Annotated in this window: 25 protein-coding genes, 1 riboswitch and 1 other annotated feature; of the genes, 5 read left to right on the forward strand and 20 right to left on the reverse strand. The window is 43.3% G+C overall.

Translation table 11 applies throughout. The features are described from left to right. Nucleotides 1-5: 5 nt before the first annotated feature. Both proB and purU read right to left on the reverse strand, forming a co-directional pair. Nucleotides 6-1,103 carry a glutamate 5-kinase gene (gene proB / locus ACP69X_RS07890; RefSeq protein ID WP_073979396.1) on the reverse strand — a complete coding sequence of 366 codons (1,098 nt, stop codon included), beginning with the start codon at nt 1,101-1,103 and terminating at the stop codon, nt 6-8. Nucleotides 1,104-1,158: 55 nt separating this feature from the next. After that, nucleotides 1,159-1,377 (reverse strand) — a binding site (T-box leader). 43 nt (nt 1,378-1,420) lie between these two features. Next, complete coding sequence (gene purU / locus ACP69X_RS07895) at nt 1,421-2,323, reverse strand: formyltetrahydrofolate deformylase (RefSeq protein WP_075611304.1); 903 nt, start codon at nt 2,321-2,323, stop codon at nt 1,421-1,423. Between the two features lie 161 nt (nt 2,324-2,484). Between purU and ACP69X_RS07900 the strand changes: the two genes are divergently transcribed. Then, nucleotides 2,485-2,670 (forward strand): hypothetical protein, encoded by a 186-nt coding sequence (locus ACP69X_RS07900; protein WP_024424637.1) that lies wholly within the window; start codon nt 2,485-2,487, stop codon nt 2,668-2,670. A gap of 32 nt (nt 2,671-2,702) precedes the next feature. Here the strand turns inward: ACP69X_RS07900 and ACP69X_RS07905 are convergent, their stop codons facing one another. Then, nucleotides 2,703-3,017: a DMT family transporter gene (locus ACP69X_RS07905; protein ID WP_024424636.1), complete on the reverse strand. Its 315-nt coding sequence runs from the start codon at nt 3,015-3,017 to the stop codon at nt 2,703-2,705. Next, nucleotides 3,014-3,343: a DMT family transporter gene (locus ACP69X_RS07910; protein ID WP_041085059.1), complete on the reverse strand. Its 330-nt coding sequence runs from the start codon at nt 3,341-3,343 to the stop codon at nt 3,014-3,016. Before ACP69X_RS07910 ends, ACP69X_RS07905 begins: the two co-directional genes overlap by 4 nt. A 67-nt stretch (nt 3,344-3,410) precedes the next feature. Continuing rightward, nucleotides 3,411-3,519, reverse strand: a riboswitch (guanidine-I (ykkC/yxkD leader). Nucleotides 3,520-3,741: 222 nt separating this feature from the next. Here ACP69X_RS07910 and ACP69X_RS07915 point away from each other — a divergent pair. After that, nucleotides 3,742-3,858, forward strand: a complete 117-nt coding sequence (locus tag ACP69X_RS07915) for a YrzI family small protein (protein ID WP_075611302.1) — start codon at nt 3,742-3,744, stop codon at nt 3,856-3,858. Nucleotides 3,859-4,059: 201 nt separating this feature from the next. After that, entirely contained in the window at nt 4,060-5,103 is a 1,044-nt protein-coding gene (locus tag ACP69X_RS07920) for a bifunctional transcriptional activator/DNA repair enzyme AdaA (protein ID WP_041085060.1), read from the forward strand. 19 nt (nt 5,104-5,122) lie between these two features. On the opposite strand, the gene ACP69X_RS07925 is transcribed toward ACP69X_RS07920, so the two are convergent. From ACP69X_RS07925 to ACP69X_RS07945, 5 genes are all read right to left on the reverse strand, one after another. After that, nucleotides 5,123-5,668, reverse strand: coding sequence for a GNAT family N-acetyltransferase (locus ACP69X_RS07925; RefSeq protein ID WP_041085061.1), 546 nt, complete (start codon nt 5,666-5,668; stop codon nt 5,123-5,125). A gap of 18 nt (nt 5,669-5,686) precedes the next feature. Beyond that, complete coding sequence (locus ACP69X_RS07930) at nt 5,687-6,175, reverse strand: small multi-drug export protein (protein WP_041085062.1); 489 nt, start codon at nt 6,173-6,175, stop codon at nt 5,687-5,689. A 105-nt stretch (nt 6,176-6,280) separates the two neighbouring features. Next, entirely contained in the window at nt 6,281-7,039 is a 759-nt protein-coding gene (locus ACP69X_RS07935) for an HAAS domain-containing protein (RefSeq protein ID WP_073979388.1), read from the reverse strand. 4 nt (nt 7,040-7,043) lie between these two features. After that, on the reverse strand, nt 7,044-7,370 hold the full coding sequence (locus ACP69X_RS07940; protein WP_073979387.1) for a PadR family transcriptional regulator: 327 nt from the start codon (nt 7,368-7,370) through the stop codon (nt 7,044-7,046). Between the two features lie 114 nt (nt 7,371-7,484). Beyond that, on the reverse strand, nt 7,485-8,006 hold the full coding sequence (locus ACP69X_RS07945) for an acyl-CoA thioesterase (protein WP_008346212.1): 522 nt from the start codon (nt 8,004-8,006) through the stop codon (nt 7,485-7,487). 179 nt (nt 8,007-8,185) lie between these two features. Here ACP69X_RS07945 and ACP69X_RS07950 point away from each other — a divergent pair, with 179 nt between their 5' ends. Beyond that, complete coding sequence (locus tag ACP69X_RS07950; protein WP_073979386.1) at nt 8,186-9,067, forward strand: dimethylarginine dimethylaminohydrolase family protein; 882 nt, start codon at nt 8,186-8,188, stop codon at nt 9,065-9,067. Nucleotides 9,068-9,106: 39 nt separating this feature from the next. Here ACP69X_RS07950 and ACP69X_RS07955 read toward each other — a convergent pair whose 3' ends face one another. From ACP69X_RS07955 to proG, 10 genes are all read right to left on the reverse strand, one after another. After that, nucleotides 9,107-10,075 (reverse strand): ABC transporter ATP-binding protein, encoded by a 969-nt coding sequence (locus ACP69X_RS07955; protein ID WP_073979385.1) that lies wholly within the window; start codon nt 10,073-10,075, stop codon nt 9,107-9,109. Continuing rightward, on the reverse strand, nt 10,065-10,982 hold the full coding sequence (locus ACP69X_RS07960) for a C40 family peptidase (RefSeq protein ID WP_073979384.1): 918 nt from the start codon (nt 10,980-10,982) through the stop codon (nt 10,065-10,067). Before ACP69X_RS07960 ends, ACP69X_RS07955 begins: the two co-directional genes overlap by 11 nt. After that, entirely contained in the window at nt 10,982-12,061 is a 1,080-nt protein-coding gene (locus ACP69X_RS07965) for a mandelate racemase/muconate lactonizing enzyme family protein (RefSeq protein WP_073979383.1), read from the reverse strand. The genes ACP69X_RS07960 and ACP69X_RS07965 overlap by 1 nt, the downstream gene beginning before the upstream one ends. Beyond that, nucleotides 12,058-12,999 carry a S66 peptidase family protein gene (locus ACP69X_RS07970; RefSeq protein WP_041085070.1) on the reverse strand — a complete coding sequence of 314 codons (942 nt, stop codon included), beginning with the start codon at nt 12,997-12,999 and terminating at the stop codon, nt 12,058-12,060. Before ACP69X_RS07970 ends, ACP69X_RS07965 begins: the two co-directional genes overlap by 4 nt. 110 nt (nt 13,000-13,109) lie before the next feature. After that, on the reverse strand, nt 13,110-14,732 hold the full coding sequence (locus tag ACP69X_RS07975) for a peptide ABC transporter substrate-binding protein (RefSeq protein WP_041085072.1): 1,623 nt from the start codon (nt 14,730-14,732) through the stop codon (nt 13,110-13,112). After that, entirely contained in the window at nt 14,732-15,742 is a 1,011-nt protein-coding gene (locus tag ACP69X_RS07980) for an ABC transporter ATP-binding protein (RefSeq protein ID WP_041085073.1), read from the reverse strand. The genes ACP69X_RS07975 and ACP69X_RS07980 overlap by 1 nt, the downstream gene beginning before the upstream one ends. A 6-nt stretch (nt 15,743-15,748) precedes the next feature. Further along, nucleotides 15,749-16,711: an ABC transporter permease gene (locus tag ACP69X_RS07985; protein ID WP_041085074.1), complete on the reverse strand. Its 963-nt coding sequence runs from the start codon at nt 16,709-16,711 to the stop codon at nt 15,749-15,751. Continuing rightward, nucleotides 16,708-17,643, reverse strand: a complete 936-nt coding sequence (locus ACP69X_RS07990) for an ABC transporter permease (protein WP_039177974.1) — start codon at nt 17,641-17,643, stop codon at nt 16,708-16,710. Before ACP69X_RS07990 ends, ACP69X_RS07985 begins: the two co-directional genes overlap by 4 nt. An 18-nt stretch (nt 17,644-17,661) precedes the next feature. Continuing rightward, the gene (locus tag ACP69X_RS07995) at nt 17,662-18,486 is read right to left on the reverse strand and encodes a M55 family metallopeptidase (RefSeq protein ID WP_041085075.1); all 825 of its coding nucleotides are present in this window, start codon (nt 18,484-18,486) and stop codon (nt 17,662-17,664) included. 189 nt (nt 18,487-18,675) lie between these two features. Further along, complete coding sequence (gene proG / locus ACP69X_RS08000; protein WP_426052568.1) at nt 18,676-19,500, reverse strand: pyrroline-5-carboxylate reductase ProG; 825 nt, start codon at nt 19,498-19,500, stop codon at nt 18,676-18,678. A 168-nt stretch (nt 19,501-19,668) separates the two neighbouring features. Between proG and ACP69X_RS08005 the strand changes: the two genes are divergently transcribed. Further along, nucleotides 19,669-20,958: a S1C family serine protease gene (locus tag ACP69X_RS08005; RefSeq protein WP_269103740.1), complete on the forward strand. Its 1,290-nt coding sequence runs from the start codon at nt 19,669-19,671 to the stop codon at nt 20,956-20,958. A gap of 31 nt (nt 20,959-20,989) precedes the next feature. Here the strand turns inward: ACP69X_RS08005 and ACP69X_RS08010 are convergent, their stop codons facing one another. Beyond that, complete coding sequence (locus ACP69X_RS08010) at nt 20,990-21,946, reverse strand: ring-cleaving dioxygenase (RefSeq protein WP_075611293.1); 957 nt, start codon at nt 21,944-21,946, stop codon at nt 20,990-20,992. Nucleotides 21,947-22,165 lie beyond the last annotated feature (219 nt).

The raw sequence follows: 22,165 nt of genomic DNA on the forward strand, positions 1-22,165 counted from the left end.
CCTCCTCAGTTTTGTACATGCTGTACCCAGTGATCTCGGTGTATGACCTCAGGCTTCTCTTTTGAAAGCTCGTCACTTCGCATTCCTTTAATGCCGAGAAGCTCATCGGATGCGTACAACGTTTGTCCCTTACCAACTAATCCGTTTGGCCCGACGACTTCTACAACCTCTCCTTTAGAAAAGTCACCAGCGACATCAATGACTCCTGCCGGAAGAAGACTTCTGCCATTATGCAAAATCGCCGCTTCCGCTCCTGCATCAATCATGATCTTTCCAGAGACCGGTGAGTGGAATTGAATCCATTGACGGCGGTTGTTCACGGCTGATAAGTCCTGTTCTCCGATATACGTTCCGTCCCCTTGACCCGCAAGAATGCGAAGCAGCTTGTCTTCCCCAGTGCCTGTGCCTATGAAGACTTTCACACCAAGTGAAAGTGCCGTTTGTGCAGCAGACAGCTTCGATTTCATTCCGCCTGTTCCAACCTTTGAACCAGTGCTCTTTGCATATGAAAACAATTCTTCTGAAATATGAGTCAGGACATCAAACCGCTGAGCCTCAGGATGCTCATTTGGATTTGCATTATAAATACCATTGATGTCTGTTAATATGATCAATTGGTCTGCATGGATTAATCCACTGACAAGAGCTGACAGCATGTCATTATCCCCAAAGGTAAGCTCCTCGATGGAGACTGAATCATTTTCGTTTATGATCGGCAAAATCTTTCTTTCCAGCAGCTCCATCATCGTTGCGTAAGCATTTCGATATCTTGTTCGATCTGAAAAGTCATTACGTGTTAAAAGCATTTGAGCAGGTGTCATGTGAAACTGTGAAAAAAGCTCTGTATATTTTTGCATTAACAAGCCCTGACCAACGGCAGCGGCTGCCTGTTTCCCCTTTAAGGTCACAGGTCTTGATGGATAGCCTAGGCTTCCAAATCCTGCCGCAACGGCTCCTGATGAAATTAAAATGATTTCATGCCCTGCTTCTTTGAGCTTTGCTATGGCTCTTACATGATCCTGCATCTTTTGTTCATCAATGGCTCCTTTTTGCTCTGTTAATGAACTGCTGCCAATTTTTATGACGATCCTTTGCTTTTTCATTCTTGATTCCCTCCGCTATACCTTTAGGCACAAAAAAATCCCTTTTTCTCCTTATGTAAAGGACGAAAAGGGATTTTCCGTGGTACCACCTTCATTGAATAAGCATACGAAATGCTTATTCCACTCAACTCCTGTAACGCCAGGCACGCGCTTAGATTTTTCCTCTAAGGCTCAAAGGGCAGGTTCAGCAGCTGTCTGCGGCAAATGTTTCAGCATATCATTTGCTCTCTTTACGCACCAGTTCCTGCTTACTATTCCTTTTCAACGCTCGTTAATTTTTTTATATTATCACCAATTGCTAAAGAAAAGTCAAGCGGTCAATTAAAGACAATCGTTTTATTCTCATGAACAATAATTCGATCTTCCAAGTGCCATTTGACAGCACGCGCAAGCACACTGCGCTCAATTGTCCGGCCAATATTTTTTAGGGCTTCCGCATCATCACGGTGATCTACACGCTCAATATCTTGTTCAATGATCGGTCCTTCGTCTAAATCATTTGTAACATAATGAGAAGTCGCACCAATTAGTTTGACGCCCCGTTCATATGCCCGCTTGTATGGGTTGGCACCAATAAACGCCGGCAGGAAGGAATGATGAATATTAATGATTTTGTTCGGATGCTCTTCAATAAATCCAGGCGTTAAAATTTGCATGTATCTAGCAAGTACAACCGCATCAATATCGTACTCTTCTAATAAGGCGAGCTGCTCTTTTTCAGCTTCTTTGCGAATGTCTTTGTTCGCCTTTACATAATGGAATGGGATCCCAAGCGCTTCTACTGTATCTTTTGCCGTTTCATGATTGCTGATCACAACTGCGATTTCAGCCATTAAATTTCCGCTTTGCCATTCCCATAGAAGTTCATGCAGACAATGAAGCTCTTTTGAGACAAAGATTGCCAGCTTTTTAAGCTCACTTGCACGCGACATGCTCCACGTCATTTGAAATGATGCTGCGATTGGCTCAAAACTATTTTTCAATTGATCCATATTCGCCGAAATGTCTTTCCAATCAAATTCAATTCTTAAAAAGAACCGGCCGCTTTCATGATCGGTTGTGTATTGGCTGGATTCAATGATGTTCGCTCCGTGCTCAAATAAAAAGGAAGAAACAGCTGATACAATACCAGGCTGATCCGGACAGCTGACAAGCAGTCTGCCTTTTTGCTCGTGCTTTTGTCTGTGTAATTCAAGTTTCTCTGTAATCAATGTTCTCATGTATCATGACCTCATTTACGTTTTCATTCTAATGAAATATTATACTGGACTGGAAAGAGAAAAAGCAATGAAGAGTCCATTTTTTATTGAATATTCATTCAATTCTGCACCTAGCGTGATATAATGTGAGTAGACCTTTTATCACAAAAGGAGTGATGGAGATGAAAAGCATGACTTTGTTTGGTAAAGTGAGCTTTTGGCTCGGCATCGTATGTCTGATCACAGGTATTTATCTATTTATGGCCGGTGAAAGACTCATTCCTTTGCTCACATTTGGTGTCTGTTTTCTGCTAGTGAGTCAGCTTTACCGCAAAAATGAAAACGATTCCAATCATCATTCGATGTAAAAAAGGCTGGCAGACAGATGCCAGCCCTTTTCTTATTCAATAATCTTTAACCCGACCGCCGCAGATAAAATCAATGCGATAAAGAAAATACGTTTTGCGTCTTTCGACTCACCATAAAACAGCATGCCGACAATGGCTCCTCCAGCAGCTCCAATGCCAGTCCAAATGGCGTACGCCGTTCCCATCGGAATTGTATTCATCGCAAGAGAGAGCATGAGAAAGGACAGAGAAAATCCAGCTGCAATGAATAAAATCCATTTGACATGCCGGTCTTTCTGGAATTGATTCATCATGGTGACACAAAGCATTTCTAAAATGCCTGCCCCAATGAGTAAAAGCCAGCTCATGATTCAGTCTCTCCTTTCTTTTCTCCTGTGGTCAGTTTGAGCCCTAATACACCGCTTAAAAGCACCATGATTAAAAGTAATTTCACTAGCTGTACCGGCTCCCCCATGACCATACCTACTATGACAGTACCTGCTGTCCCAAGTCCGGTAAAAACGGCATAAAGTGTGCCAACTGGTAGTACAGTCGTGGCTTTCAGGAGTAAATAAAAGCTGACGACAATACAAACGATGGTTGCGGCCCATTCGAATAAAGAGTCAGCATATTTCAATCCCATCACCCAGCCGACTTCAAAAACCGCCGCAATCAAAACATTTCCCCATTTCATTAGATCCCTTCCTTTCTGAACGATTCCAACCAACAAAAAAAAGCCCGGAAATCGATCGTTTGATCAAATCTCCCGGGCTTTTATCCCTCCGTGTCATACGGTCTTTTGTCTAGACCCTATGTGTTTTCTCTCGGTCCAGACTGCGCCACCCGCACGGAACCCTAGAAAACCAATTCATGATAAGCAGATCTGACTTAGAGCAGATTCTGTGTGCCAAAATTGTATCACACCCCTAAATACCGGTCTATCACTTTGCTTTCCTCTTGCAAATATACTTGTTCATTTTTCGAAAGAATTTTTATGGGACCGCCGTATACTAAGTGTTAGAAACAGGTCAACTGATCAAGAAGATTTGTGGGCTGTTTCGCTTGCTGCGGATTGAAGGGAAATGAGCGTATATGACAATCCATTTATTTTTTATGACATTGACGATCAAGCGTAAATACAAGGACATGGAGGCCGTACTTTACGAACAAAAAGTTGAAGCATTTTATGAAGAAATGAAACAGAAGTAACTAAAGTATATGAACTAAAACAGGAGGAGATCGACATATTTATCATACTTGCATACGAGAAAGAAGGATCATTCCGCCTTCGTTAAAGCGCGGGTATGGCAACGATCATATCGCTGATATAATGAATTAAGATTGATGTGATGAACGCTCAACTTTAGAATGCTGAAAAACATTTTATAGAAAATCAAGAGGTGGATTCATATGATGATGACCGATGAACAAAAACATGAATTTTATCAAGCACTTGTTGACAAGAATCCGCAATATGACGGCACATTCTTTGCCTGTATTAAGACAACCGGCATCTTCTGTCATGCCACATGTACGGCCAGAAAGCCCAAATATGAAAACTGTGAGTTTTTCTTTACAGCGGAGGAGGCACTGCTGGCAGGGTATCGCCCATGCAAGCGCTGCACACCGTTAACATACCCTAACAGCATCCCTGAAGAAGTCAAAACACTCGTTTCAGCAGTAGAAAAAAATCCTGAGAAACGCTGGAAGGAAGAGGACTTCCGTCAATTAGGGATTCACTCTGCCACAGCTCGAAGAAAATTTAAAGACATTTACGGCATGACCTTTGTTCAATATGCAAGATCACGTAGAATGGGACTTGCCTTTAAAGAAATTTTGAACGGAAAAAAAGTAATCGATCAGCAGGTCACCTTTGGCTATGAATCTTCAAGCGCCTTCAATGATGCATTTACGAAAATCATGGGAAATCCCCCTAAAAAAGCGCAGATTCACATTCTCTATGCTAATTTTATTTCCACACCGATCGGGCGGATGATCAGCGTGACAGATGCCACACATGTGTATTTACTGGAGTTTATGGACAGGAGGGGACTCGAAAAAGAAATCGAAACATTAAGAAAGAAGCATCATGCCCGTATTTTAGTTGGAGAAACAAACGTCCATCAGCAATTAGCAAAGGAATTGGCCTTATATTTTGAGAAAAAGCTGACAAAGTTTACTGTACCCCTTTCCTTACATGGCACCCCTTTTCAAATGAAGGTGTGGGAGCAGCTCTCACTCATTCCATCAGGCGAAACGAGATCCTATCGTGATCTAGCCACAATACTGGGCGATCCGCATTTGGTTCGTGCCGTTGGTAATGCAAATGGTGCGAATCAATTGGCGATTATCATTCCTTGCCACCGCGTGATTCAAACAAGTGGTGAACTTGGAGGCTACGGCGGGGGGATTGAACGAAAGAAATATTTGCTTCAGTTAGAACAACGTGCATAAAAGAAAAAAACGGCTCTGCTTATTCAGTAAGCGAGCCATTTTCTCCGTCACGGGTGATGCTGTATACATCAATGATTTGGTCCCATTTTGAAATGGTTTTTTCTTTTTTCATGCCCATTTTTAAAGCGACCTTCACCGACGCTTCATTCTCAGGACGAATTAGGCTGACCATCCGTCTGACCTTCATTTCTTCAAATCCATAGGTGAGACAGCCTTTTGCAGCCTCAGCAGCATAGCCATTCCCCCACGCCGCTTTCTTAAGCATATAGCCAATCTCAAGCTCCGTTTGTCCTTCGATATTTTGCAGAACAATTCCGCTTTGTCCAAGTCTCTCATTTGTTTCTTTATCTTCAATGATCCATAGCGAGGTGTGGTACGTGCGGTCATTTTTTTGATTCCATGCAATCCACTCTTTTGTCTGCTGTTCATCCTTCAAAGAAGGATAATACTTCATCACTTCTTCATCCTGGAACAGCTTGGTATATAAAAATGACGCATCATGTTCATTCATCGTTCTCAGTTTCAGGCGCTCTGTTTCAAATACTGTCCTTGTTTGAACTGTCATTGATGACCCTCCCTTTTTTTACTTGCTAAAAATATCTCCGAACAAACCATTTGAATCTGGGGCAAAGTAATGGAAGCCGGCACCGGTTAAACTAGCAGCCAGCGCTGTCCACATCATTAAACTGACGGTCATCCACACCGCGACTTGCTTTCTTTTCGTTCCAAAGCTCATACACATCAAGGCCGCTAAATGACTGCCGATGATAAAAGGACCAATGAGCGCTAATCCAGGCAGACCGTATCGTTCCCAAATTTTTCTCGCCCGCAGCTGCTTTTTCTCTCCTTTTTCATCACCTCTCTCTTCTTTTCTCTTTAACCACCATGCTTTAAACCGGTCCACAAACACAATGAGAAACAAGACTGTGAGAAAGTTGCCGATGAATCCAATCACAGCTGTTGTCACAGGATGCAGTCCACTTAAGATTGCGAATGGAACGACACCAATCACTTCAAAAAAAGGCAAAGCAGCCAATACAAAAACGAGTACATATCCCCATACGATATCCAAAAACAGAACCCCTTTTCATTTTTGTCCTCTCCCCATTGTAATGAAAAACACAATTCCATTTCTACATTTTTTTAGAAAAAGAAAAGCACATCGGATCGGATGTGCTCAGTTTACATTCGTATTTTCATTTTTCTTATTTGCCCGGCGCAGGACAATGAGCATAAGCCCTATTAAAATCACAATAGACAGCAGGCTTTGCAGTAAAATAACACTTGGTGACGTCCAGCCAATCCATTCGAATATGAGCTGCGGTCCGAAAAAGATGAGCGGAATCAATGAAACGACATTCGCCTTTAAGATTGCATTGAATACAACGATACATAGCAGCATAAGCAAAATGACGCCCCATCTTTGTCCTGAAGTAAGTACAAGTAATGGCGTGCCAAGTTTTTGATCCAATAGTTTGATTGTGACCATCGCTGTCAGCTGAAAGATTCCTAACATCCAAAAGTAGAGAAATACCCGGCCGCTTGTTTGAAAGGCGGACGCTCTAAACATCAAAATGATCATGATGACATTGGCCACTAAAACGAGCGGATATCCAATCAAAGCAAAAAAAGAATAGGATAAGTTTTGGCTGATTGCATCTGCTAAAATCATGTAAAAAAGTGATCCAATTAAGAAAGCACTGACAAATGGCACCCAGTCTTTATGGTTTCCTGACAGCTCTTTTGCCAGTTCATCAGCATAGCTCCGTGGATCTCCGCCGAACACATCCTCACCTGTTTTGCCGTCTTTTTCAGCCTCAACCGCATGTGCTGTCAGTTCGTCCATCAGCTCATCGATTTCATCCTGATTTTTTCCCTTTGATATGAGATAAAGTTGCAGCTCTAGTAGAATGTGTCTTGTTTCTTTTGATACCATAATCTCACTTCCCTTTTTGTAATAAGCGATTTACATTTTTCGAGAGCTCATTCCAGCGGGCAATAAACTCTTTGAGCGCTTGTTCTCCCCCTTGTGTGAGCGTATAGTATTTCCTTTTCGGACCGCTCGCTGACGCTTTTGTGACGGTGGTCACCAGCTGCTCCTTTTGCATACGCAGCAAAATCGGATAGATACTGCCTTCACTTATTTGATCAAACCCATAATGCGCGAGCTTCTTCGTCATTTCATACCCATAAATTTCGCCCTCAGAAATAATCGACAGCAGACAGCCTTCTAAAATTCCTTTTAGCATTTGTGTGGATGTTGTCATGATTCTTCCTCCGATTTCAGTATCTTGCATCACAAGATAGTTTCATCTTACCATACACTATCTTGCCATGCAAGATACTGACATAGAAAAAAATCACCGCTTAAAGGGTGATTTTTACGCCCAAGGTTTATCTGTCCCAAGTGCGTCAGCAAGCGCCTTACTATGTTTTCGGCGGCTTTTTCTTTCCTCTGCCCGCTGCTTCGCTGTTTGATGAAGCATGATCTCTTCTTCTGTTTCCGGCATCACCTGCGGGACTCGTTTAGGCTTTCCGTTTTCATCTAATGAGACAAATGTCAGAAATGAAGTCGCTGCGAGCCTGCGTTCTCCAGACATCAAGTTTTCTTTAATGACCTTGACGAACACTTCCATAGAAGACGTGCCGACCCATGTGACATAGGATTCCAAGCATACTGACTCCTTTTGTCCAATCGGCTCTAAAAAGTCAACAGAATCCATTGAAGCTGTGACCGTTTCACTGCGGCTGTGTCTTGCTGCCGAGATGGAGGCAATGTCATCTATATAGCTCATTAATTTCCCGCCAAATAACGTTTGGTGGTTATTCGTATCGAGAGGGAATACCCTGCTGGTTTTAACAACTTTCGATTCCTTGCAGTATTTGAAATTTTCTTCACTCATCATCATAGCTCCTTCTTGCTGTTTTCGTAGATGCGGAACGACTTTTATTAAACACTATTCTTTTAGGTTTGTCTAAACTTTTTGCTTTAGTCTTATGTGAGAGATTTTCTTTCGGAAATGTTTCAACCATGACAAGAAGAAGGAATAATAGAACTATGAACGAACAAGGAGGCCATTTGATGGATTCGATGAGAGCAGACCAATTATACAAAATGCCGCAATGCATGAGTGAATACGACGATTTAGAAGAAGTTCTTTTATGCAGTCCTATTTATATGGAAATCAAACAAATTATCAACGAAACCCAGAAACATTTTGCGAAAGAAAATATTTCTCAAATGAGAGCAGTCGCTCAGCATAAGCAATTGATCCAAACCCTTAAAGATCATCAAGTACGGCCCATCCTGCTCCCAGCGAATGACCGCTTCCCTGAGCAAGTCTTCACTCGGGATATTGGGTTTACGATTGGACATACACTGTTTGTTTCAAAGATGGCCGCTCCGGTTCGGCAAGGGGAAGAACAGTGTCTAAAAGATTGGGCACAGGCAAAAGGGTGGTCAGCTGTCACTTTGACAGACGGAACAATTGAAGGCGGCGATGTGCTTGTGGATCAGAAGCGTGTGTTTGTTGGCACGAGCAAAAGAACTAGTCCAGCCGCTATCTACCAGCTAAAAAAGGAACTGCCGGATCATGACATCATTCCTATTCACCTTCCTCCTCACATTTTGCATCTTGATTGTGTGATGAATATTCTGTCTCATGACGAAATAATCATTTATCCTGAAGCGTTCAAGCAAAAGGATCTCCAGCTGCTCAAAACGTATTATGATTTGATTGAAATCAGCGAACAAGAGCAATTCACACTTGGACCAAATGTTTTATCCATTGGGCAGAAAAAAGTGATCAGCTTGCCCAGCAACCAAGAAACAAATGCTGCGTTAACCGCTCACGGATACACCGTTATTGAAGTGGACTTTTCTGAAATTATTAAATCTGGTGGCTCGTTCAGATGCTGCACATTGCCTATTCGGCGTTCATCTATTAAAAAAGCCAGCGTGTAGAACAGCTTGTCTACTTGCTGGCTTTTTGTCTAGCTTGTCCTATTTTCTATTATATAAGTGACAGGCAACTTCATGTCCTTCTTCCACCGTTTGTAATGTCGGCTTTTTTTCAGCACATACATCCATCGCGGCAGGACATCTTGTTCGAAATACACAGCCGCTTGGCGGATTGACTGGACTTGGAATTTCTCCTTTTAAAATAAACCTTTTGCGCTTGTCCTCTACGTCAGGATCTGGAATGGGGATAGCAGACAGCAAGGCTTGTGTATATGGGTGAAGCGGTGTTTGATATAATGCATCACTTGTCGTCAATTCAACGAGATGGCCTAAATACATAACACCGATCCGGTCGCTAATATATTTCACCATTGACAAGTCATGTGCAATAAAGAGAAATGTTAATCCTTCCTCTTTTTGCAGTTTCTTCAGCAGATTCACCACCTGCGCTTGAACGGAAACGTCTAGTGCAGAAATCGGCTCATCTGCCACAATAAATTTTGGCGCTAAGGCAAGTGCTCTTGCAATGCCGATTCTCTGCCTTTGTCCTCCGCTAAATTCGTGCGGATAGCGGGTGGCAAAATCATAGCTTAACCCTACCGCTTCGAGCAGTTCTTTTACGCGGGCAATCCTTTTCTTTTGACTGCCATAAAGCTGATGAATCTCCATTGGCTCTAGCATAATATCTTTTACTGACAGTCTCGGATTTAAGGAGGAATACGGATCTTGAAAGACCATTTGCATTTGCCGGTTGAAATCAAATGATTCTTTTTTAGAAAGGTGGTGAAGACTTTTCCCTTCATATAAGGCTTCACCATCTGTTGGTTCATAAAGACGCATGAGCACTTTTCCAAGTGTGGATTTGCCGCAGCCAGATTCACCAACGAGACCAAAGGTTTCACCTTGTTTCAGCTGAAAAGAGACACCATCCAGCGCTTTTAACGTTCTCCCTTTTGATAGGTGAAAATGTTTTTTGAGGTTGTTTACTTGTAAAAGTGGTTCAACTACCATGATCGCTCCTCCTCTCGCTTGGTAAATACCGCCTTGCACCTGCCCATTCCTTTTCATATGAAGTGCCAGAAAGGGAAAGCAGTTCAATTTGTCTGCCGGTTTTAGGCGAATGAAGCATCTTCCCGTCTCCAGCGTAGATCCCTACATGGCGGATCGCTCCCTTTCCGTTTTCATTTGCAAAAAACAGCAAATCGCCTGGTTCTAAATGGCTTGATGCCACCGGGGTTCCTTGAACTGCTTGGTCACTTGCGTCTCTCGGCAAAAGATATCCGCACGCTTTGTACATGCTGTAAGCAAAACCTGAACAATCATATCCAAAGCTGCTCATACCTCCCCATAAATAAGAAAGTCCAATAAATTGTTTTCCTGCGTCTACGACATCTTTGCCGGTCAAAGAGTAAGCATGTGAAACTGGGCGTACATCCGCTTTGTTGATTTCTCTTATTCCTACTGGGGTGACAACATAAAATTGATCATCTGTTTCTTTAGCTGCTGCCAGCTCTGTTAAAAAACTAATCTCCATATCGGGTTCCCCGTTTTGATAGAGCGTGGCTTTTTTCTGAGAAACAATAAGAGATGCTGCTGATCCATTTCCCCCTGTTACTTGGTTTAATTGCTCAACAGGTATATAGCCTGGATAACCTTGCGGATGTTTCCGGCTGGCCTGCTGAGGTATGACGACTTTCATCCAGCCATCTGTCTCTTCTAATCCAATCACTCGTTCTCCGAGCAGTATTTGAGATTGAATCAAATTTTCTTCACATAAAGCCAATTTTTCTTCATATGTTTGCTGGTCAATCCACTCTTTGATGTTGATGGAGTCCTGAAGTACCTTTCGATCGATTTCTCGCGGAGACTGCGGTGCTGTCCATACGTTAGCGACTGGAACCTTTGATTCATATATCATCACGAGACTCCTTTCACCCCTTGTATGCCTAACCCATGATGCAGCGGTAACAATATGTCTTTTCCTTTGTACACGATTCCTCCGTCTATCATGTCTTCTTTCAGCATAAGCGGGGCATCAAAATCGCAGCGGGTGATATTCGGCTGGCTTGCGGCGAAATGTGCCGCTGCTGTAATGCCAAGCTTTGACTCAATCATACTGCCAACCATGCACTGAACACCGTATGCTTCAGCTAGGACATTGATTTTTAGTGCTTCTTTTATGCCGCCCGATTTCATTAATTTTAAATTGATGAGATCACAGCTTCTCGTTTCAAGCACCTTGATTGCATCATGAAAACTAAAAATGCTTTCGTCTGCCATAATCAATGTATCAGTTGCTTCTGTCACACGGCGCAGACCTTCGATATCTTCTTTCGGCACTGGCTGTTCTATTAATTCAATATTCAGTGCTTCCATTTTTCGAATGGCTGTGATCGCTTCCTTCCACGTCCATCCTTGGTTTGCGTCGAGCCTGATCTGAATGTCTGGTCCGACTTTTTCTCGAATCCGCTTGATACGCTGAATATCCGTGTGTATGTCATCTTTCCCCACTTTCACCTTTAACGTCTGAAAGCCTTCGGCTGCGTATTGCTTCGCATCTTCCGCCATTTCGAGCGGACGGTTTACACTGACCGTATAGTCGGTTTCGAGCTGATGACGATATCCGCCAAGGTATTGATAAAGCGGAAGCCCTGCCTGCTTTGCTAACCCATCATAAATGGCCATATCGATTGCAGCCTTTGCGCTTGTGTTGCTTGCGAGCACGCGGTTCATAGCAGAAAAGATTTGTTCATACTCTGCCAAGGAAGCCCCGAGCAAAATGGGTCTGATCACTTCACAGATGGCATAGTCGATGCTTTCCAGCGTTTCTCCTGTAATCACCGACGTGGGAACTGCCTCTCCGTAGCTGACGTCACCTTGATCATATGTGATGATGACGATCAGAGATGCTGCGTCATACACCGTTCTTAAAGCGGTTTTGAAAGGCTTTTTTAGCGGTACACTCGTTCTGCATGTACGAACATCCACGATTTTCATTTGATCGCCTCTTTCGCAGCAACGCCTGGAGAAATGTGCAGTTTTTTCCCTGCCGCATCTAGTGAAGCCTGAACGCCCATCGGAATGGCAAAGTTCGGTGATGAATGACCGATCCGAAAGCCGCCGAGTGCAGGTTTCTTTTGCGGCACAATATAGGTTTCCCACAGCTGTTCCAAGGTTAAGGACTGGTCTTTCTTTTTTGGTTCACATTGATGAAAATCTCCAATGATGAATCCTGCCGCATCATCCAGTTTTCCAGCAGAGGTGAGGTGCTGCATCATGCGATCGATTTTATACGGCTCTTCGTCAATATCTTCAATGAACAACAGCTTACCCTTCGTATCAATTTCAAAAGGTGTACCAAGTGTTGTCACGATGAGGGCAAGATTCCCTCCTATGATGTCACCTGAAGCAGTGCCGGGGTAGAAGGTATGAAGAGGTGAAAAGTGATGCGTATACGTAAAGGCCTTCGGCGTGAACAGCTGCAAAAAAGTATCCTTCGTATACGGATGAACCTCTTCAAGTCCCACATCAGAGGAAAGCATTGGACCATGAAAGGTCACAAGTCCGGTCTGCTGCTGGATGGCCGTATGTAAAAACGTAATGTCACTATAACCCCAAAAGATTTTTGGATTCCTGCGAATGAGATCATAGTCAATGACTTCCGCAAGTCTTCCAGTTCCGTACCCTCCGCAGGCACAAATAACTGCTTTGACTTCTGGATCTTGAAACATGCCATGAAGATCTTCCACTCTTTCATGATCACGCCCCGCTAAATACCCGTACCGAGAATCGAGATACTTCCCTTTTTTCACCTTCAGCCCGAGGCTTTCTAAAAAAGCAATCCCTTTTGCTAATTTCAATTCATCAGGCGGGCTTGCTGGTGCAATAATCCCCACCGTATCCCCTGTTTGAAGCGCTGCTGGCAGCTGGTTCATGCCAATCCCCTCTTTCTCTTTGTTTCTTTCAATCTATGGGCATCTTCTCCATAACATGAACGAATAAAGGAACAGACGCTTTTTTCCAAAGCGTCCGTGTTTCTCATTTACTACTCTCCATCTACTTGCGCCCATTTCAAATCGATATACCCAACAGGGTGGCGGACAATTCCCTTCACGCCCTCTTTTTGTAAATGGACTTGGTTATAAAAATGAATTGGAATGATCGGTGCTTCTTCAATGAGAAGTGCCTCTGCATCATGAAGGATGCTGTTTCTCTTTTGTTCATCTGCTTCCTGGCTCGCCTTTTTAATCAGCTGATCATAGGTGTCGTTTGACCATCCAGTCCGGTTCATCGCATTCCCTGTTTGGAAGCTCTCTAGGAAATTGATCGGATCTGCATAGTCTGCTAAAAATGAACTTTGCGAGAATTGAAATTTCAGCGCCTTTTGATCTTCTGCAAATACATTGGCTTCCATGTTTGCAAGCTTTACGTCCACACCTAGCGCTTCTTTTAATTGCTGCTGGATGGCTTCAGCTTTTTTCTTGTTCTCAGGCTTTGTGCTATATGTTAATGTGACGGGCGGCAGTTTCGAATAGTTCTCTTCTTTCAGCCCTTTTTCTAATAGCTTCGCTGCTTCACTCGTATCTTGTTTGACAAGATCGCCGCCAGCTTCTCTGAAATCTTCACCCTTTGAATCTAGAATCCCCGGTGAAACGAAGGCGCGAGCTGGCTTCTCTTTATTCTTTGTTACATAATCCACGATATCTTTCGGATTGATCGCCATTTGAAAGGCTTTGCGAATGTTCTTATTTTGAAAAGGTTCCATATTCACATTCAGACGATAAAAGAACAGTCCGGCCTGATCTTCAATTTGCACATCTTTATTTTTCAACAGATTTTCACTTTGCTCTGCTGGGACAAAGGCAGTATCTAAATCTCCCGATTGATACATTTGATAATCAGTGTTTCGATCACTGATCATCAGCCACTTTACCTGATCCAGCTTGACTGTTTTTTTGTCCCAATACGTCTCACTTTTTTCCATGGTGAAGCTCTCATCATGCTTCCATTCTGTCAGCTGAAACGGCCCATTCCCGACAAAGGTTTTGGCATCCTTTGCCCAATTTGGGTCCTTCTCAGCTACCTTCTCATTAACAGGGAAAAAGGCAGGGTTTGCGGTCATATTTAAGAATGACTTCTGCGGGTATGCCAGTGTGACTTTTAGCGTTTTGTCATTTTCAGCACTGACTTTTACGTCATCTTTCTTTCCTTTTCCGCTGTTAAATGCCTCTCCTCCTTCAATCATGTAAGCTAAGAACGATGCAGAGGAGCCTGTTTTCGGATCGAGCAGACGCTTCCACGCATATTCAAAGTCACTCGCTTTCACTGGATCACCATTCGACCACTTGATACTGTCTCTTAAATGAAACGTGTACGTTTTTCCATCCTCTGAAATCTCCCATTTTTCAGCCATTGCAGGAGATGGTTCGTGCTTTTCATTCAGTCTCGTTAATCCTTCCATTAAGTTATTTAGCCCTTGCCACGATACATTATTAAAACCAATCGGCGGGTCAAATGAGGTCGGTTCGTTTTCGTTATTTAAAGTTAATATTTTCTTTTCACCCTTATTACTTGATGATCCTTTACCTGCTTGCTCATTCGCTGTACATCCTGCAAGCAGCATGATGATGAACAAACAAACACTGATGATCCACCCTTTTTTTCTCATCAAAAACTCCCCCTTTGTGTTGAAGATAAAATCGCTTGGTTCGCTCGCTCATCCTGGAGCCAGCAATGCACTGTATGGGTAGGTGACCGCTGCGTTTCGTGCGGCATGATATGATCACACACTTTCATGGCCACCGGGCAGCGTTCGGTATACGGACAGCCCTTTGGCGGAGCAAATAAATCAGGCGGGCTTCCTTCAATCGGAATCAATTCATCTTTCATATCAAGTCTTGGAACGGATTGCAGGAGCCCTTTTGTATAAGGGTGCTGCGGACTGTAAAAAATATCTCGCCTTGTTCCGACTTCAACCATTTTCCCTCCGTACATGACCGCTACCCGGTCGGCAACCTGGGCTACGACCCCTAAGTCATGTGTAATTAAAATAATGGTGACACCTGTTTTCCTTTGAATCTCTTTAAACAGCTCTAAAATTTGTGCCTGTATGGTGACATCCAGTGCGGTCGTTGGTTCATCTGCAATCAGCACCTTTGGCTCGCAAATCAGTGCCATTGCAATCATGAGCCGCTGCCTCATTCCCCCACTGAATTGGTGCGGGTATTGCTTTAATCTCTCCTTCGGCTGCGGAATACCAACCAAATCAAGCATCTGTATAGCGGCTTCTTTCACTTCTTTTTTCGTCAGCTTTTGATGTTCCTTCGCCGCCTCCATCAGCTGATCCCCTATTGTCAAGGTTGGGTTGAGTGCCGTCATCGGATCTTGGAAGATCATCGAGATATCGACACCTCGTATGGCGCGCATTTCTTTTTCAGATAATGACAGCAAGTTGCGGTCTTGAAACCAGATTTCTCCCTGATCGACATGTGCGCTGTATGCAGGCAGAAGCCTCATAATGCTTTGTGAAGTCACACTTTTTCCGCAGCCTGATTCTCCTACAATGGCTAAGGTTTCTTTTTCATATACATCGACATTCACTCCACGTACTGCTTGAACAGAACCGCCATATGTCCGAAAGCTGACGTGCAGATCGATGATTTGTAGAACTTTTTTCAAAGCGCTTCACCTCTTCATCTTTGGATCAAGTGCATCTTGCAAGCCATCACCTAAATTGTTAAAGCAAAACATCGTGAGTGAAATAAAAAATGCCGGGAAAAATAAACGCCACCAATGTCCATTGTCTGACAGCACAGTCGGCAAAGCGTCATTAGCCATCACACCCCAGCTTGCAAACGGCGCTTGAATACCTAAACCGAGAAAGCTTAGGAACGCTTCAGCAAATATCGCGGTCGGCACAGTGAGGGTCATCTGGACAATAATCGGCCCCATCGTATTCGGCAGCAGGTTGCGGCGAATGATCCGCAGGCTTTTGGCACCAAAGGTTTTTGAGGCAAGGACATATTCCTGGCTTTTCAGCTGAAGAACCTGACCTCTCACAATTCTTGCCATTCCAATCCATCCGGTGACAGTGAGCGCTACAATAATGGTGACTAGCCCTGGCCCCATGAGCACCATCAATAAAATGACGACGAGTAAATAAGGAAGTCCGTAGAGCACCTCGACAATCCGCATCATGACATGATCATAGCGTCCGCCTTTATAGCCGGCTATGCCCCCATAAATCACACCGATGGCAAAATCAATCAGGGCTGCCATGACGCCCACAAATAACGAAATGCGTGCTCCGTACCAAGTACGTGTGAACACATCTCGCCCAAGCTCATCTGTGCCGAACCAGTGAGCAGCCGAGGGCGGCAGATTTTGCATCGAAAGACGCTGCTCTGTCACACTATTTGGCGCAAGCAATGGGCCTAAGATTGCCATGACAAAAAGAAAAATCAGGACCGATAGACTAAACATCGCAAGCTTATTTTGCTTCAGCCGCCTCCATGTATCAGCCCAATAGGAAAGAGAGGGTCTTTTAATGGCATGGGCTTCCGTTTTCTTTTGCTCTCGAGGAGAAAACCATTCGTCCGGGACTTCAGGATGCCTGTTCGGTGGATCATGCTGAAGGTGTATACTCATGCCTTTCCTCCTTTCTGATGCAGCTGAATCCTCGGATCAAGGAGACGATACGCCACATCGACAATGAAGAGAAGTGTGATTAAAATAATGCTGTAAAAAACAGTGGTTCCCATGATGACAGGATAGTCACGGTTGTTAATGCTCTCGACAAAATATTTTCCCATTCCAGGAATGGCAAATATTTTTTCAATGACAAAACTTCCTGTTAAAATACTTGCGACAAGTGTTCCAAGAATGGTCACAACGGGTAAAAGTGCATTTCGAAGCGCATGCTTAAATACAATTTTTAAGGGAGAAAGTCCTTTTGCTTTGGCAGTACGGATATAGTCTTGCGACAGCACTTCAATCATGCTCGATCTCGTTAACCTTGCGATAATGGCCATTGGTCCGACAGCAAGGGCGATTGTGGGCAGCACCATATGCATTGGACTTGTCCACATCGCTGTAGGAAAGAGCTTCAAATTGACAGCAAGCTGCTGAATTAATAAGGTAGCAAAGATAAAGTTTGGAATGGATATACCGAAAACAGCAATGGTCATAGCGATGTAATCAATCAAACCATTATGCCGGAGGGCAGCCATGACCCCTAGCAGAATGCCAGAGATGACAGCAATCAATATTGAGATAAGACCAAGTTCTAATGAGACAGGGAAGCCTCTCGCCAATAGATCATTGACACTTTCAGAAGGCTTTTTAATGGAAGGACCAAAATCAAAGGTAACAATGGATTTTAAATAGATGACATATTGAACATAGAGTGGCTCGTCTAAGTGATAGTAGCTTTCGAGGTTTCGCTGGACGGTTTCGTTTGTATTTCGTTCTTCATTGAAAGGCGATCCTGGGATGACCTTCATTAAAATAAACGTTAAAGTCGTAATCGTTAAGATCGTGGCAATCATCGCAATAAAACGCTTGAGCAAAAAGCTGGCCATCTGCTGTCTCCCCCTCACTTAACAAAATGTTGTACGTGCGGCAAGCTCTGTCATGACAAGCATCGCTTGATAGGCTTCTAATATATTCTCTGCTTGGTACGTCACCGTCGTTGTTCCTTCTATGATGGCAGTACCCGGCATTAAATTCGCCCATTCAGCTTGTCCATAATTGGCAAACTCAATTTTAAGCAGCGGCTGATCAGGAGGCGTCAGCGGCTTCATTTGATCAATCTGTGTCATCGCGGCTTCCACTTGCTGCGAGATTTGTTTATTGACTTTGGCTGGAGGTAAGCATTTCACAGCAGATCTTGAGATGGTTTCTTTCACCGCTACTGTTTTCACACCAGGCATCAGCTTTTCTGCCTCAAGTGCTGCTTGATCATCCCCGCAAACAAGAATCACTGGAACACCATAGTAGCCTGCAACATACGCATTAAAGCCCATTTCACCAATTGGATGATCATTTATGTAAAAATGTCTGACCCCAAAAATCATACTGTGCGACATCACACCTTTCATTGATGCTCTTGCATGATAGCCTAAAAAAACAGCTGCATCATAGGTTTGATCCAACCCTTGCACCATTGAATAAGGCTTTACATCACCTGATATGAGAACTGCCTCTTCATGCAGCTCTTCGATCAAAAGATTATTCATTTTAGAATGACTGTCATTCACCAAAATGTCGGTGGCACCATGCTGAATAAGCGCCTCTACACAGGCATTCACTTCACCTGTCATAATGCGTCTGCCCCGCTCATAGTTATGCTGGCGTGAATCAACAAATGTATGATCAGCTAGACCAGTAATTCCCTCCATATCGACAGATAGATAGAGCTTCATTCCCATCCCCCTTTAATTAAACATAAAATTTGTGTATATTTTTCTAAATTTTCTAAAAAATTATATGAGAACTTGATTGATTTTTCAATACAATGTCCGAAAATAAGGAATTTAGGCTCAGATAATACAGGTCAAAAGACTATTTTAGAAAGGATTTTTTTAACAAATAAAACACCACTAACTATGTCTTTAGTGGTGTTTATCCGCTTCATTGATCTGCGATTTCAGCTGTTCATATTTCTTCATGGTTTGTGTAAATAAATCATCAAACATCTGAGGTGCCTGCTGTTGAATGACCTCAGCACCTTCTCCTGTAATTCCCCCTTTTGTCGCCACTCTATCGACAGTTTCAGCAAAGGTGAGGCCTCGTTCTACGAGGATCTGGCCTGTCCCTAAAAGGGCATACGTTAAAAATTCATTCGCTTCCTCCAAGGAAAGATCGCTATTTCTCACAGCCGCTTTCGCCATTTCTTCAAACAGAGCAGCGATAAAACCAGGAGATGAGCTTGTCAAATTGCTCGCCGCATCAAACCGGTCTTCCTCTACCTCCCTGACGATGCTAAAAGCTGAAAGCAGACGGTGTAAACGCTCTTTTTCCTCACGCCCTGCGGTTGCACCATGCGCAACAAGGGATACGCCTGTGCCAACAGCTGACGTGAGTGTTGGGATGTATCTAGACACTGGCTGTGTTGTATGCGCTTGTAACTTTTCTAATGTCACAGCTGCTGCTACTGACACAATATGTAACGCTCTCGCTGCAGAAGGCAGCTGATCTAGAACATCTAGTACAGCCAGCGGCGGCACGCAGACAAACAATATATCACATGACGCAGAAAGTTCACCTAATGAACAAATGCTGATTTCTTGGTGCTTTTCTTTAAGCTGATGCAGGCGTTCCGTTTCACTTCTTGTATGGATCATGATTTGATGAGCATCTAGTACCCCATTTTCCAGCCACTTTTGCACCATCATATCAGCCATACTTCCATATCCAATAATTCCGATTGTCTCCACAGTTTAAACTCCTCTATTTGCTAAGATTCACTACTTATTTTAACAATTTCCCACAATGTTTTCATTTTTATCCCACACTTTTTTCTTACGATAAAATCAGTCACCACCACATAAGGTAAAACACATTGAACACATACATGAAAAAATCAATGAAAGAGAGTGATTCGAATGACACATCACAAAGATGACAAACAAACTATTGAACAACCTCAAAAACAGAAGAAGCCAAATGGCTGGTTTAAGCCATTCGTCAGCGGTGTTGTGGGCGGTACATTAGCGTTAGGCGTGTACGTTCTTACGCCATATGCTCAGCATTCATCAGCCAGCAACGCAAATGATTCAGCAGCGAAAACAGAAGCAGTATCGACAAATCACACGAATTCGTCAAAAACAACAGCCGTCCAAACATCAAATTCATCAAACAGCATTTCCAGCATGGTCGAAAATGTATCACCAGCAATTGTCGGCATTACAAACTACCAAGCACAAACTCAAACAGACACGAGCTTTGGCGATTTCAGTACCCCTTTCGATGAATCACAGCAAAACAAAAGCAGTCAAGAGGAAAAAACCGGTACAGGCTCAGGAGTGATTTTCAAAAAATCAGGCAATAAAGCCTATATCTTAACAAACAACCACGTCATTGAAGGGGCAAACAAACTCACCGTATCCTTACACGATGGTAAAACCATTGAAGGAAAACTGGTTGGAGCTGATCCGCTCACTGACCTAGCCGTTGTGGAAATTAGCAGCAGTCATGTGACGAAGGTGGCGGCATTAGGCAATTCCTCCTCACTGCGTGCTGGAGAAACTGTCATCGCAATCGGAAACCCGCTTGGTGAAGACCTTTCAAGAACGGTGACACAAGGAATTGTCAGCGGTGTCGACCGAACAGTCTCTATGAACACATCAGCAGGCGAAAGCAGCATTAATGTCATTCAAACAGATGCGGCCATTAATCCAGGTAACAGCGGCGGCCCGCTTCTGACGACAGACGGAAAGGTTGTGGGGATCACGAGTATGAAAATCTCTGAAACAGGTGTGGAAGGCATTGGGTTCGCGCTGCCAATCAATGATGTCAAACCAATCGCTGATCAGCTTCTCGCAAAAGGAAAAATTGAACGTCCATATATCGGTATCAGTATGCTGGATCTCGAACAAGTTCCAGATGTGTATCAGAAAGAAACACTCGGACTTAAAAGCAGTCAGCTCGATCAAGGCGTGTATGTCAAAGAAATCGCCGCTGGCTCACCTGCCGCCAAAGCAGGCTTAAAGTCAGAGGATGTCATTACCGCCATCAATGGAAAACAAATCAAAACTGGCAGCGAATTACGTCACGAGCTATACACGAATACAAAAGTAGGAGACACCGTGAGCATCACCCTCATTCGAAACGGAAAACAAGAAACGAAACAGGTCACATTAACACAATCTGAATCTAAGCAGATCAGTTCCTAATGAAAAAACAGCTCAGTTATGAGCTGTTTTTTTATGACGATTGAATCGGCGTTAATCTTTGTTCAATTTCTGCTCGTTTATGCTCTAGGAATGGCGGAAGGGCTAATTGATCGCCAAGTACATCCACCCCTTCATCAACTGTAAACCCAGGACCATCTGTTGAAATTTCAAATAAAATACCATTTGGCTCTCTAAAGTAAAGAGCTTTAAAATAAAAACGTTCTACAACACCAGAGTTCGTAAAGCCTGCTTTTGATATTTTTTCATACCATTTTTCAAGCTCTTCTGCATCCTTCACACGGAATGCGACATGATGCACACTTCCTCTGCCGGAACGTTCAGAAGGCCCTTCTGTTTTTTCAATCACATGAATTTCTGTTCCAGCACCGCCATTTCCTGACTCAAAAATGGTCACGATCTCACCATCATTTGATTGTTCACGTGCTCTTTCGGTGAAACCAAGGATGTCTGTTAAGACACGGATCGTCTTATCAGCTTCTGCAACGGTTAATTCAACTGGACCTAAACCTCTAATTGCATACTCTGCAGGAATATCGAGATGCACTGGCGGTGATCCTTCTTCTTGTGCGTTCGGTTCTACTGTTAAAAACAGCTGCTGCCCTTCTGGGTCTTTAAAACGTAAGGCAGGTCTTCCGCCTCTCAAGGAAGCTGTTTCTTGCTGTACGCCTTTATCTTCAAACCGCTTTTCCCAAAACGTGAGTGCCTCTTCAGAAGAAACGAGAAGGCCTGTGCTTGTGATCGCATTTGTCCCTTCCAAACGGCGGGCAAGCATTGGAATCTCAAAGAATGTAAGCTCTGTTCCTGGTGAAGCGACCTCATCTCCATAAAACAAATGATACATAGATGGGTCATCCTGATTGACTGTTTTCTTTACAAGTTTCAAGCCAAGAATTTGGCGATAGAAATCAACATTCTTCTGAGCATTGGCTGTTAACGCAGATACGTGGTGAATCCCTTTGATTTTCATTATTTTCACTCCTATTTTAAATTATCTCGAATTCGAGATAATATCCTTATGAATAAAATAGTTCATTTTTCAAGAAAAGTCAACCATTTAACTGTACGTTTACTGGATGTTCAGTTTCCGGTCATTAAATTAACATTAAATCGAAAATAATCTTTCATTGTTCGTTTTTAACACTACATTTACCCTAATATCTCCAATAAACGAACACTTTCAATTACA

Origin of the sequence: Bacillus sp. DC4300-2b2 (genome assembly GCF_049895685.1) — a bacterium.
In the GTDB taxonomy this organism is placed as follows: domain Bacteria; phylum Bacillota; class Bacilli; order Bacillales; family Bacillaceae; genus Bacillus; species Bacillus safensis.